The 13157-nt window shown below is 65.0% G+C and carries 12 protein-coding genes; 6 read left to right on the forward strand and 6 right to left on the reverse strand.

Annotated elements, in window-relative coordinates; genetic code table 11:
• Window positions 1-72: 72 nt before the first annotated feature.
• A complete protein-coding gene (locus DB708_RS27065) occupies window positions 73-522 on the forward strand; it encodes a hypothetical protein (RefSeq protein WP_133251023.1) in 450 nt (149 codons plus the stop codon).
• Between the two features lie 678 nt (window positions 523-1200).
• Here the strand turns inward: DB708_RS27065 and DB708_RS18170 are convergent.
• Complete coding sequence (locus DB708_RS18170; RefSeq protein WP_108924103.1) at window positions 1201-1404, reverse strand: hypothetical protein; 204 nt, start codon at window positions 1402-1404, stop codon at window positions 1201-1203.
• Window positions 1405-2601: 1197 nt separating this feature from the next.
• On the opposite strand from DB708_RS18170, the gene DB708_RS27330 reads away from it, so the two are divergent.
• The 4 genes from DB708_RS27330 to DB708_RS18190 are packed head-to-tail and all read left to right on the forward strand — an operon-like array spanning window position 2602 to window position 6110.
• Window positions 2602-3336 carry a DUF5631 domain-containing protein gene (locus DB708_RS27330; protein WP_165839856.1) on the forward strand — a complete coding sequence of 245 codons (735 nt, stop codon included), beginning with the start codon at window positions 2602-2604 and terminating at the stop codon, window positions 3334-3336.
• Window positions 3337-3385: 49 nt separating this feature from the next.
• Window positions 3386-3700: a DUF2563 family protein gene (locus DB708_RS18180; RefSeq protein WP_108924402.1), complete on the forward strand. Its 315-nt coding sequence runs from the start codon at window positions 3386-3388 to the stop codon at window positions 3698-3700.
• Window positions 3682-5562, forward strand: coding sequence for a putative alpha/beta hydrolase (locus DB708_RS18185; RefSeq protein WP_108924107.1), 1881 nt, complete (start codon window positions 3682-3684; stop codon window positions 5560-5562). The genes DB708_RS18180 and DB708_RS18185 overlap by 19 nt, the downstream gene beginning before the upstream one ends.
• 20 nt (window positions 5563-5582) lie before the next feature.
• Window positions 5583-6110 carry a hypothetical protein gene (locus tag DB708_RS18190; protein ID WP_201263542.1) on the forward strand — a complete coding sequence of 176 codons (528 nt, stop codon included), beginning with the start codon at window positions 5583-5585 and terminating at the stop codon, window positions 6108-6110.
• A gap of 5 nt (window positions 6111-6115) precedes the next feature.
• On the opposite strand, the gene DB708_RS18195 is transcribed toward DB708_RS18190, so the two are convergent.
• Entirely contained in the window at window positions 6116-7243 is a 1128-nt protein-coding gene (locus DB708_RS18195) for a M24 family metallopeptidase (RefSeq protein WP_108924111.1), read from the reverse strand.
• A gap of 48 nt (window positions 7244-7291) precedes the next feature.
• Here DB708_RS18195 and DB708_RS18200 point away from each other — a divergent pair, with 48 nt between their 5' ends.
• Entirely contained in the window at window positions 7292-8248 is a 957-nt protein-coding gene (locus tag DB708_RS18200; protein WP_108924113.1) for a 5'-3' exonuclease, read from the forward strand.
• A 4-nt stretch (window positions 8249-8252) separates the two neighbouring features.
• Here the strand turns inward: DB708_RS18200 and DB708_RS18205 are convergent, their stop codons facing one another.
• From DB708_RS18205 to tatA, 4 genes are read right to left on the reverse strand one after another with little or no spacing between them, the layout of a single operon-like run.
• Window positions 8253-9032, reverse strand: coding sequence for a DUF4333 domain-containing protein (locus DB708_RS18205; RefSeq protein ID WP_108924115.1), 780 nt, complete (start codon window positions 9030-9032; stop codon window positions 8253-8255).
• Window positions 9033-9087: 55 nt separating this feature from the next.
• Window positions 9088-11844 carry a DEAD/DEAH box helicase gene (locus DB708_RS18210; protein ID WP_108924403.1) on the reverse strand — a complete coding sequence of 919 codons (2757 nt, stop codon included), beginning with the start codon at window positions 11842-11844 and terminating at the stop codon, window positions 9088-9090.
• A 24-nt stretch (window positions 11845-11868) separates the two neighbouring features.
• Window positions 11869-12837 (reverse strand): twin-arginine translocase subunit TatC, encoded by a 969-nt coding sequence (gene tatC / locus DB708_RS18215; protein ID WP_409347604.1) that lies wholly within the window; start codon window positions 12835-12837, stop codon window positions 11869-11871.
• A gap of 43 nt (window positions 12838-12880) precedes the next feature.
• Window positions 12881-13147 (reverse strand): Sec-independent protein translocase subunit TatA, encoded by a 267-nt coding sequence (tatA, locus tag DB708_RS18220; RefSeq protein WP_108924119.1) that lies wholly within the window; start codon window positions 13145-13147, stop codon window positions 12881-12883.
• Between the last annotated feature and the right edge of the window lie 10 nt (window positions 13148-13157).

Here is a 13157-nt window from a genome sequence, read left to right on the forward strand (position 1 = left end):
CCACCACTGCCACCCGCCTCCGCGTACTTGCCCGGAACGCGGTCGACGCCAACACGTCCGTCAAGGTGGCTCTTGATTTCTTCAATAGCGATTGCGCTGGTTGCCCTTGGCGTCGCGATCGGTAGTTGGCTCCGACCTTTGCCGGAAAACAAATCAACTGCACCAAGTTACACGACCCAGCAGGTAGCTGATGCCAAATTAAAGGTATGCGCGCCGTTTACAAAAGCGAATAACGCCGTACGGGCCGCTACCGCCCGGGACAAAGGCTCAGATTACGCCACGCAACTAGCTTCGGCGGTGAACGTCCGACAAGCACTACTCGCTGCCAGCCAGTCCTTAACATCGACCCTGAACCAAGAGCCAGCGGCTCCCGCCGATATCGTGTCGAACACCCACAGTCTCGCGGATGCTTACCAGGCTCTTACTATTGCTTTAATTGCCGATGCAACAGAACCAGAGAAAAGCCCGATCTTGCATTCTGGCGACGAGGCTACTTCATCACTTGAGAATCTCTGTAAATGAGATGCGGAAACAGCCGACACGTACGCACCCAGATCATCCATAATTTCTGTATCCAGCCGGCCAATTGCTACATTGCCCCGGATAATGGGTGACTGGCATTATCTCCAATGGACGATACGATCAGTGTGTGCCGGATCTGCCCCCGTCCCCCATTGCTGATGGCCCACTCCCATGGCTGCCGCGGCTAGTACCTGCACGGTCAAGACCGTGGCTCACGTTCGCACTGGTAGGCACTGCTCTGCGGGTGATCTTTGGGGGCATTGCCGTCGTCGGCTGGTTTCGACGTGGACAGCTCAAACGCCCACAACCTCAGACTTACACCACCCAACAGGCCGCGGCCGTCAAAACGAAGGTCCGTGCTGCGCACGAAAAATTCCACAATACGATTAATTCGAGTACGTCCCGCGATACGACCTCCCAGCTTGCATTCGCAATAAATGGGCAGCAAGCAGTTAACTCCGGTAGCGACCATCTCCGGACCACGGTTGCCCAACAGCCCGCAGCACCGTGCGACCTCGCAACTGCAATTCGACAACTTAGTGATGTCTTTCAGGAACTCGTAGGCGAGTACCAAAATAAGCTGTCAGATGCAGAAGAGGAGCCGACGATACACGCTGCTGATGAAACAACGTTAGCTATCGAAAGCTTTTGCGCATAATGTTGCCACCAGGAGAATGGTCAGGAGCCATCGTCGGTGATCAATGGGTGGATGACCAGGATTTGATGGCACTTGTGCATGGCAGGACTAATCGCCGAAACATCAAAACTGAATTTACAAATTTTGGAGACATGCTGCATAGCGCCCAAACTGGGCCACTCGGAGAGCAGCAAGGCTTTACGGCTGATGATCTTCGCCAAGCCTTTCGCCGGGGTGAAGAACAAGCACAGAAGGTGGCCGAAAAGAATGGCGTCAAGGAGAACGCCTACGACAGCGCCTACGACAGCATGGTGAGCCTTCGCCAGGATCTGACCAAACTCGCCGAGGAAGGCAACCAGCGGATCACTGAGATTCAGAATTCCAAGGAGCCCGTAGCCGTAAGGGTGCCGCAGATGGTCGCTGCGATAAACCAGTATCGAGCGCTCGCCAACATCACCGCAGCGAAGTACGCCGGCAACGTACTTGATGCCATGCAGACGATCCTCGAAGCAGAAGGAGCTGGCATGTCAGCGCGTCAGTTCGCGCAGTCGCACGGCGTCGACATCGGCAGTATGTTTCGACAGCCTAGTGACGAAGAGGGTCTGACCGCACGCGTCCAAGGCGTCCTCAACAAATCTGGCTCACCTCTGGATTCGGCGTCCGCCTACGGAAACAACCCACCGCCACTAACACAACCAGAGCCCGCGCCTGACACTATGTCCGCCATCAACGAAGGCGGTAGCATTCCTCAACCAAACACGGTGGTGCCCGACCCAGCATCCGCTAATGGGACTCACCCGTGGAGTGCTATCAACCAAGCCGGCGTGGGCCCAAAGCCACCTCTGGTACGAGGCCCGCAAGCGGCACCCTTGCCTATATCGGGGCCAAGCGTCGCTCGCTCCCCAGCAGGAGCGGCTTCGTCGATGGCACTGGCCGCGAAGCCCTCGCTGCCAACCGCACCACAACTGTCGTCCGGACCCCTAACCGGCGCACCGGCGGCACCGACCAGCCCGGTCCAGCCGGTGACACCGGCCGACTTGATGCACAGCTTCGACAAGGGAATGCAGGCAGGGACACCACTTTCCGCGACTGCTGGCGCGATGCCGCCCCCTCACTCCACAGACCCTCAGATACCGACGACCCCCACCGCAGGCACGGGCGCTGTCCCGGTCAACGCACCGGCATACGAAGCACCGCCCGTCGCGCATGCGGCAGCCCCCGACGCAACCCCGCCACCACAGGTCGTCGCGGGATCGCCAAGCCCAGCCGCGGCTGCACCCGCGCCCGCGGGCCCGCTGCCCGCTTACGCCTCCGACATACGGCCGACGATTCCCGCGGCGTCCGCCCCTGTCCTTCCATCGAGCCCACCGCCCTCGGCGATGGCAAGTTCTGCGCCGGTGCATCCCTCAGCCGCGCAAGGTAGCCCGGCTCAGCCCACAGTCGTGCGCCAATCGCCCCCTCCACCAACGCCATCCGCGCCGTCGGGTCTGGGAACCGAGGCCGTCGCGGCCACCGCTACCGGGGCGCTCGCCGGGGCCGCATCGGCCAACGCCACCGAGCGTGCACGACTAGAGCGACTGGTGGCCGCGGTTGCCCGCCAACAACCTCGGCTGTCCTGGGCGGCCGGAAATCGCTCTGACGAAACCACCCTGCTCACAACAGATCTCGCCAGCGGCTGGATCCCGCCGGGCATCGAACTCCCGGCCGCGGTCACGCTGCTGTCCCCCGAACGACGCCGCGGCGACCTGGAAACCCTGCTCGGCGCGGTCACTGTCGCCGCGGGATACACCCCGATCCACCACGTTCCGGAGGAAGACGAGCCCACCCCCACATCGCCACGGCCCCGCCGCCTGCCCGAGATCGACGAACTCGGCTGGGAGCTCAACCAGGCAACCCAATGGCGCGACGGTCTGCCGCGACTGGCCCACACGCTCGCCAAAGCCGCCACTGGCGGCACCGGGGTGCTCGACAAAGAGGTCGATCTCCTGCAAACGCATCTGCGTAAGATCAGCACCCGCGTTCTGGACAGCTACCCCGAGAACGTCGACTTGCACGACGTCGGAAACTGGCAGCTGCTGGCAGCCATCGAGGCACTGGTGGCAGACGACAAGACGGCCGCCAATTATCACCTCGCCTGGTTCCAGGCCTGCAGTACAACAATCCACAAGGTGAATTGACGGCCAAAACCGCGGTAGTAATCTTTAGTCCAGCTCGGAAGGGGTGGCGGTGTTCGTCGACACTGGATTACTGCACTCGGGGGGAAGCCAGTCTCACCGCGCGGGCGGGCACGCTCAAGACGCAGCCGATCGCCTGTCGCGGGGACCGCTGATGTCGGGGATGTTCGGTGACTTCTCCGCCGCGGAGCAGTTTCACGAAGCGGTGAGCGTAGCCCACGGCAAGCATGTGAAAGACCTGCAAGCCCACGGGGAAACGCTGGCCACAGTCGGCGGTAAGGCCCACAAAGCCGCCTCGGGGTTCACCGACATGGAGGAGCACAACGCCGCGAAACTGCGGGCCGTGCGATGCAACTCCGCTACATAAGCATCCCCCAGCTGATCGCCGAAGCCGGCGGTGACCCTTGGGCGATCAACAACAGCCTCCAAAGTGGCCTTCCCGCACAGATTTCCGATCTCGCGCAGGCATTTCACAACGCAGGCCGCTGTACTACCGAGTCCTCCAACGCATTCGAACAAGCCCGCAATCGCTTTGAGGCATCCTGGAATCGCGAGCACGGCGAGAACCCGATCAACGACTCAGCCGAGGTGCAGCGCGCTGCCCAGCAGCTTGGTGCACAGTCCTTGCAATTGCCCAAGATCGGCGTCACCCTGGAAAGTATCGCCGCCGCACTGGCCGAAGCGCAGCGAACCGGCGCCACGTTGATCTCGACGTTGGAGAGCCGACTACAGCAGATTGACAACCAACTCGGGCAAGCACTGGACCTGGAGAAAGACCCTCACCTCAGCGCCCCGGATAGATCGGCGGTAGATACGCTCATCGACTTGTTGGAACAGCAAGCCATCGACGACACCAAATCGACCCTCGCACAATTTCGCTCGGTTCGCAGCGGCTACTCCGACTACCTGCAGAAGTCATTGACGACCCTGCGCACCGACGGATATGACGGCGCGGCCATCCAAGGCGTGGATGCACCGGAATCGGCTCCCAGACCCGAAGATTCGATTCCGCTCCCAGCCCCGGGAACAAGCACCGACGGCGTAAACCGGTGGTGGAAGTCGCTCACCAAGGAACAGCGGGACCGACTGATCGCCCAGCATCCCCCGGATCTGGGCAATCTCAAGGGGATTCCCGTTGTGGCTCGCAGTCAGGTCAACATGGCGGTGATGAACGACGACCTGCACCGCGTCGAGCACCTCGCCAACAACGGGGTATCCGTCAACGACGTGCTCAGCGATCCGGGCAGGTACGGGCTGTCGCCCGCCGAAGTCACCCGCTACACCAACGCCTCTCGCGGCAAGGAAGGCTTGGCCAAATCCGCAGAGGCGGTGGACCTCTGGAACAGGCACCCGGACATATTCCTGGTGAGGTATCAGCCTGACGCATTCGGCGGCGAGGGTGTGGCGGCCATCGCAATGGGCAACCCCGACACCGCCGCGAACACCGCAATCCTGGTCAAGGGCCTAGGAAGCGGTGTGTTCGAAGGAACTCTGGCCAACCCCGACGGTGTGCGTCTCTATGACGAAACGGCACGCGCCGCTGGGGGCAAGCCGACTTCGGTGGTGATGTGGATCGGCTACGACGCCCCGAACAATGTGACCGACCCCGGCCTGTACGAGCCGAACATGGCACGTACCGGGGGCCAGCTGCTGGCCTCAGATGTCAACGCGTTCGCGGTGACTCACGAGGGTGCGCCGACCCACATGACCGTGGTCGGCCACTCCTACGGATCCACCGTCGTCTCGGACGCGGCGGCGGGCTATGGCATGCATTCCAACGATGTGGTGCTGGTCGGGTCACCCGGCACGGATTTAGCCCACTCCGCGGCCGACTTCCACCTATCGCCGGGTGGACATCTTTACGTCGGCGCGGCCTCGGGCGATGCGGTGACCTGGTCACCCGGTCAAGTGACGGGTCCGGGCGTCTTCGGTCCGACGCTGGGCGGACTCGGCGACGATCCGTCCGTGGACGGCTACGGGTCCACCCGATTCAAGGCCGAAGTCCCCGGCTATACCGCCAACCCGATTTACGACCATTCCCACTACTTCGATAATGGGTCAGAGTCGCTGTTCAGCATCGCCGACGTGGTTTCCGGCCACGGTGACGCGCTGGAACACGACGGCATGACGGCACCGCACCGCGGCGAATACGGAATAGGTGATTGGTTTGACCCAGAAGCCCTCCGCTCGGCGACCACCGGGCACACCCACAGCGCCCCGACAGGCTAACCGCAGAAAGGAAGTGACGAGTGTGGACTCTCACAATCAGGATCGCCGTCGCGGCGTCAATAGTCGGCGTTGCACTCACGGGATGTGCTGAGACCGTGCATGATCCGATATCTCCGCAACAAGACCGCGCCCAGGTCCTCAACGCTGCCCGCGACATCGTGACTACCCTGCACAGCCAAGTGACCGAGGCGACATTCAGCTATGAGTCGTGTAACGACCAGGGAGAGCCGCCATTTCGTGGCGTTGCGAAGGTGGCGTTCTGGCTGCCAGACATCCCGCACAACGAACCCGCCGACGCCCAGGCGCTGATGAAGGGACTCGTCGCCGACGGGTGGAGCACCGATTCCGATTTCAAATCTCACTCACCGACCTTGCGGAAAGACAACGTCAACATCATCCTGACCGTGCCGCCGCGCCCACCCGCCGGCGTCGAACTCAACAGCCACGCTCGCGTCGACGTCAATGGTGAATGCCGCGACACCACCGATCACCGCACCGACGGCTCGATCGTGCCGGCCGATATCAGCAAGGAAATCCAGCAGCCGTAAGGCTATTAGGACACCGGTACCACGACGAGGTCGTGCGGTCGGTTGTTGAAAGCCAGCGCGCCGTCCTCGGTCACGACGACGATGTCTTCGATGCGCGCACCACAACGGCCCGGAAAGTAGATGCCCGGCTCGATCGAAAATGCCATCCCCGCAGTCAATGGCAGATCGTTGCCACTGACGATGTAGGGCTCCTCATGCACCGAGAGTCCGATGCCGTGGCCGGTGCGGTGCACGAAGAACTCCGCGAGTCCCGCTTCGGCTAGCACGTCGCGGGCGGCGGCGTCGACCTGCTCGGCGGTCACCCCCGGACGAACCACCTCAAAGGCCGCCCGCTGGGCCCGCTGCAGCAGCGAATATTGCTGCGCAACATCGTGATTAGGCTCTCCGATGCTGTAGGTACGCGTCGAGTCGGAGTGGTATCCCGGCTCGTAGGCTCCCCCGATGTCGACAACGACAATGTCACCGGCCTGCAGTTCGCGGTCCGAATAACTGTGGTGCGGGTCGGCGCCGTGCGGGCCGGAGCCGACGATGATGAACGACACCTCCGAATGCCCTTCGGCGACAATAGCTTCGGCGATATCATCGGCGACGTCGGCCTCAGTGCGGCCCGGAATCAGGAACTCCGGCACCCGGGCATGTACCCGGTCGATGGCCGAACCGGCCTTGCGCAGCGCGTCGATCTCGCACTCCTCCTTGACCATCCGCAGGCTGCGCAGTATGTCGGTAGCCAACACCGGGGGCACGCCGAGCAGACCGGCCAGCGGCAACAGATGCAGGGCTGGCATGGAGTCGGTGACCGCCGTCGCGGCGGGAGCGCCGCCCAGCGCCGCAAGAACCAATTGGTAGGGGTCGTTGCCGTCGACCCAATCGCGCACCGGCAAACCCAATTCGGCAATGGCCGATCCTCTGAGCGAGGCCAGCTCCAGCCGCGGCACCACCACCGTCGGGTCACCGGAGGCCGGCACCACCAGCGCGGTCAGCCGCTCGAACGTCTGAGCCCGCGACCCGCTGAGATAGCGCAGGTCGTATCCCGGGGTGATCACCAGGCCGTCGAGTCCGGCGTCGGCGGTCGCGGCGGCCGCCGCTGCCAGGCGACGGGCATAGACCGCGGCATCGAATCGGTGAGAATCCATGGCAGCCAGGCTAACCGCGTCGGCGGCGGCGCTGGCAGGATAGCCCGCATGCCTGCACCTGTGTTGCTGCTCGACGGCGCCAGCATGTGGTTCCGCTCGTATTTCGGGGTGCCGTCGTCGATCACCGCTCCCGACGGTCGGCCGGTGAACGCCGTGCGCGGGTTCATCGACTCGATGGCCGTTGTGATCACCCAACAACGACCGAAAAGGCTGGCCGTGTGCCTCGATCTGGATTGGCGCCCGCAGTTCCGGGTGGACCTGATCCCGTCGTACAAGGCGCATCGGGTGGCCGAGCCGGAACCGGAGGGCACGCCGGACGTCGAGGAAGTGCCCGACGACCTGTCGCCGCAGGTCGACATCATCATGCAGCTCCTCGACGCGTTCGGGATCACGACGGCAGGCGCGGAGGGCTTCGAGGCCGACGACGTGCTGGGCACGCTGGCAGCGCAGGAAAGCAACGACCCGGTCGTCGTGGTCAGCGGAGACCGCGACTTGATGCAGGTGGTCACCGACGATCCCGTCCCGGTTCGGGTGCTCTATCTGGGCCGCGGCCTGGCCAAAGCCACCCTGTTCGGGCCCGCCGAGGTGGCCGAACACTATTCCGTGCCGCTGGACCGCGCCGGACCGGCCTACGCCGAACTCGCGCTGTTGCGCGGTGACCCCTCCGACGGCCTGCCGGGGGTGCCGGGCGTCGGCGAGAAGACGGCCGCCACGCTGTTGGCGCTGCACGGCTCGCTGGAGCAGATCCTGGCGGCCGCGCACGACCCGAAATCCAAGATCGCCAAGGGATTGCGGGCAAAGCTGTTGGCCGCCGCGGACTACATCGAGGCCGCCGGTCAGGTGGTGCGGGTGGCCACCGACGCACCGATCACGCTGTCGAGACCCACCGACGAGCTACCGCTGACGGCCGCCGACCCGCAGCGCACCGCGGCGCTGGCCACGGAATTCGGCGTGGGATCCTCGATTGCCCGCCTGCAGAAAGCGCTCGACTCGCTGCCGCAGTGACGCGCTACTGCGGCCGGCCGACCTCGTAGGTGCCCTTGTCGTCCTGGAAGGTCACCGTCACGCGCTTCTGAGCGCCATCGATGCTGACGGCGCAGTCGAAGGTGGCGCCCTTCGTCACGGTCGGGTCGGTGCCGTTGTTGCACTTGACGTCCTTGACGTTCTTCGCGCCGTAGCCGTTGGTCTCGTCGGTCAGAACCTGCTGCACGCCGGTCTGAGCCTTGTTGACGTCCAGCTTGGTGGTGACGAAAAAGCCGGGCTCCCAGAAGCCGAGCACCAGCACGATCGCGATCAGCAGAAACGCGATCGCCCCGCCCACGCCGCCGATCAGCGCCATCGACCGCTTTTTCTTCGGCTGCTCGTAGCCCGGGTACTGCTGCGGGTACTGGCCGGGCTGACCGTATTGACCTGGCTGACCGTACTGGCCCGGCTGCCCATATTGCCCGGGCTGTGCGTACTGGCCCGGCTGGCCGTACTGGCCCGGCTGGCCGTACTGACCGGGCTGCCCGTACTGGCCCTGCTGGCCGTACTGCTCGGGTTGCCCGTAGCCGGGCTGCTGCTGGGGGTACTGCTGCTGGTAGGCGTGCTCAGCCGGCTGCTGGTATTGCGGGTACTCGGCGGCTGCCGGGTACGCCGGGGCCTGCCACGTTCCCTCTTGGGTCGGCGGTTGCTGCTGTTGCCAGGGTGAGCCCACCTGACCCACCTGAGTCGGTTCCTGGGAACGATCGCCACCCTCGCCGGGCGGTTGCCATTGCTGGCCCGGGTCCGATCCGTGCGGTCCGCTCATCGTTTCTCCTCAATCGCCTTGTGTCATGGCCCTGTAACGGTAGCTCGGGCCCAGCCTACCCGGCGTCAACTGCGACGACGCCGCGCCGGACATCGTTGATCGCACGCTTTGCCGTCGCCCGCAGTTCAGCATCCGGCGCAGCATTGCGCACCTGGTCCAGCAGATCGAGCACCTGACGGCACCACCGCACGAAATCCCCGGCCAACAACGGTGAACCGCTACCGGTCGCGTCGGCCGCGGCTAGTGAGCCAGCCAGATCGCCGCTCCGCGCCCACCGGTACATGACGGTGACGAAGCCGTCGTCAGGTTCGCGGGCGGGCGCGATGCGGTGGGTTTGCTCGTCGGTACGCAGCGCGAACGAAAGCTTCGCTGTCTGCTGCAGGGCCTGCCGCAATTTAGGGGTCGGCGCCTCGGCGGCAAACGGAACGCCGGGGCCGTCGCTACCGCGCGTCTCGTAGAGCACCGACGAAACCACCGCGGCCAACTCGGCGGGCTTCAGTTCGGCCCACGCGCCGGTGCGCAGACATTCGGCGACCAGCAGGTCGCTCTCGCTGTAGATCCGCGCCAACAACCGGCCGTCGTCGGTGACTCGGGGATCAGCCACGGAGCCCTGGATGAACTCACGCTCGGTAAGCAGCCCGACGATTCGGTCGAACGTGCGGGCCAGCGAGTTGGTGGCAGCGGCGACCTTTTTTTCCAGCTGCGCGTTGTCGCGTTCGATGCGCAGGTAACGCTCGGCCTCACGGACTCCAGCCTCGACGCCCGGGCTGTTGTGTGCCGGGTGGCGACGCAGCTCCGCGCGCAACGACGTCAGCTCCGGGTCGTGGAAACCGTCATCGGAGTCCGCGGCGCGACGGCGCGACGGCACGTCCAGCTCAGCGGTAGCCGACCGCAGCGCCGAGGCCAGATCGCGGCGCACCCGGGGCTGACGGTGTTCGACTCGCTTGGGCAGCGGCATCGTCGCGACGGGTTCGGCGGCACCGGAGTAGTCAGCCGACGAAATCCGGCCCGCCCAACGATGTTCGGTGAGGACCAGCGGTCGGGGGTCGTCGCCGTCGCGTGCCGATTCCAGCACCACCGCCAGCCCGCTGTGCCGGCCGTGGGTGATGGTGATGATGTCGCCGCGGCGCAGCCCGGCCAGCGCCTGGTTGGCCGCCTGCCGCCGGTGCAGCCGCGACGCCCGGGACTGCGCGCGCTCCATCTCCGAAATTCGCGCACGCATCCGGGCGTATTCCAGGATCGGCGCGTCCGCCCCGCCGAGTTCGGCGGCGATCTCGTCCTGCAGCCGCTTGCCCCGGTCAATGCCGCGGACCAAGCCGACGACGGAGCGGTCGGCCTGATACTGCGCAAAGGACTGCTCGAGCAGCTGATGCGCCTGCTCCGGACCCATGTGCTGCACCAGGTTGATGGTCATGTTGTACGACGGCGCGAACGAGCTGCGCAGCGGGAACGTCCGGTTGGACGCCAGCCCCGCCACCGCGGACGGGTCGGAGGTTTCCTCGCCCGGATGCCAGAGCACCACTGCGTGCCCCTCGACGTCGATGCCACGCCGCCCGGCCCGGCCCGTCAACTGGGTGTACTCCCCCGGCGTTAGCGGCACGTGCGCTTCGCCGTTGAACTTCACCAGCCGCTCGAGCACCACGGTGCGGGCGGGCATGTTGATGCCCAGGGCCAGGGTTTCGGTGGCGAACACCGCCCTGACTAGGCCTGCGGTGAACAGCTCCTCGACCGTGTGCCGGAAGGCCGGCAGCATGCCGGCATGGTGGGCCGCCAAACCACGCAGCAACCCCTCCCGCCACTCGTAGTAGCCCAGCACCGCGAGATCGGCTTCGGCGAGGTCTCCGCACCGGTGCTCGATCACCTCGGCGATCTGAGCGCGTTCCTCTTCGGTGGTGAGCCGCAGCGGCGAGCGCAGGCACTGCTGGACCGCGGCGTCGCAACCGGCCCGCGAGAACACGAACGCGATCGCCGGCAACAGCCCTTCGGAGTCCAGCGTGGCGATCACGTCGGGTCGCGCGGGCGGCCGGTAGAAGCGTGGCCGCTCCGGCCTGCCCCTGCCCGACTGCCGGCGGGGACCACGCCAATCGCCCATCCGGTCCGCCTCCCGGCGGTGCGCAATATGTTGCAGCAGTTCGGGATTCACCCGAGGATGACGATCGGCGGCCGGCTTCTCGTTCTCGTAGTCGAACAGGTCCAGCAAGCGCCTGCCGACCAGGACGTGTTGCCACAGCGGCACCGGCCGGTGCTCGTCGACCACTACCGTCGTGTCGCCGCGCACGGTCTGGATCCAGCCGCCGAACTCCTCGGCGTTGCTCACTGTCGCCGACAGACTCACCAACCGCACCTCGTCGGGCAGATGCAGGATCACCTCCTCCCACACCGGACCCCGCATCCGATCGGCGAGGAAATGCACCTCGTCCATCACCACGTGGGAAAGCCCTTGCAGCGCAGCCGAATCGGCGTACAGCATGTTGCGCAGCACTTCGGTGGTCATCACCACCACGGGCGCATCGGCGTTCAGCGACACGTCGCCGGTCAACAGCCCGATTCGATCGCGGCCATAGCGTGCCGTCAGATCGGTGTGCTTCTGGTTGCTCAGCGCTTTGAGCGGCGTGGTGTAGAAGCACTTACCGCCGCCCGCCAGCGCCAGGTGCACGGCGAATTCGCCGACCACCGTCTTGCCGGCTCCCGTTGGCGCGCAGACCAGCACGCCGTGACCCCGTTCCAGTGCCGCACAGGCCCGCGTCTGGAAGTTGTCGAGCGAAAAAGGCAGCTCGGCGGTGAACCGAGGCAGCTCGGTCAACTCGGTCACGCCGCCGTCAGGTGCCACCGCCATCTACGTCACGTCGTCGTGTTGCCCGGCGATAAACGACGGTTCCGGCGCCGACTGGGACATCGGCTGAGCCGGCTCGATGACCGATGCTTCGTCGTCCGAGATTTCAGTTTGGGCTTCGCGCTTGGCTTTTCGCTTGTCGTGGATTCGGGCGATCTGGATGGCCAGCTCTTGCAGCACGGACAGCGCGATTCCCAGCGCCGTCATCGAAAACGGGTCGGAGCCGGGCGTGAACACCGCCGCGAACACGAACATCGCGAAAATCAGGCCGCGCCGCCACGACTTGAGCTTTTCGTAGGTCAGCATGCCCGCCATGTTGAGCATGACGATCAGCAACGGGAATTCGAAGCTGACGCCGAACACCACCAGCAGATTGATCAGGAAACCGAAATAGCGGTCCCCGGACAGCGCGGTCACCTGGACGTCGCTGCCGACCGTCAACAGGAAGCCCAGCGCCTGCGACAGCACGAAGTAGGCCAGCACCGCACCGCCGATGAACAGCACCGCGGCGGGGATCACGAACCCGACCGCGAAGCGGCGCTCCTTCTGATACAGCCCCGGCGTGATAAAGGCCCACAGCTCGTAGAACCACACCGGGCAGGCCAACACGATCCCGGCGGTCATCCCGACCTTGAGCCGCAGCATGAACTGGTCGAACGGCGCGGTGGCCAGCAATCGGCACTGCCCGTCGGCGCTGATGTCCGCACGCGCCGACTGCGGCAGCGAGCAATAGGGATGGCGTAGCCACTCGCCCAGGCTCTGAAGCCCGAACAGCGGATGCCCGTACCAGACGAACCCGAGAATCGTGGTGGCCACGATCGCGGCCAGGGAGACCAGCAGCCGGGTGCGCAGTTCGGTCAGGTGATCGACCAGCGACATCGTCGCGTCGGGATTGGTCCGACTGCGCCTATTGCGCGGATTGAGATGCTTCAGAAACGCAGCAGTACGCGCTGAAGTTTTGAGTGTTTTCACAACGCTCGGTCAGTGGCGCTCGGGCACCGCGGCCGATGCCCGGCTAAGCGGGGCGCGCTTCGGTGTGACCCTGCTCGGAGGTCGCCGACGGGTCGACCCGCTGCGACTGCACGGGCTGCGGGGCCGCGGCAGGGGTTTCAATGGAAGGCGCTTCGGGCTTGCCTTCCGTCTGCATTTCACGCATCTCGGATTTGAAGATGCGCATCGATTTGCCCAGCGAGCGCGCTGCATCCGGGAGCTTCTTGGCACCGAACAGCAGGATTACGACGACCGCGAGGATCGCCCAGTGCCACGGACTAAGACTGCCCACTTTGATTACC

Source organism: Mycobacterium montefiorense (assembly GCF_003112775.1).
Taxonomy (GTDB): Bacteria; Actinomycetota; Actinomycetes; order Mycobacteriales; family Mycobacteriaceae; genus Mycobacterium; species Mycobacterium montefiorense.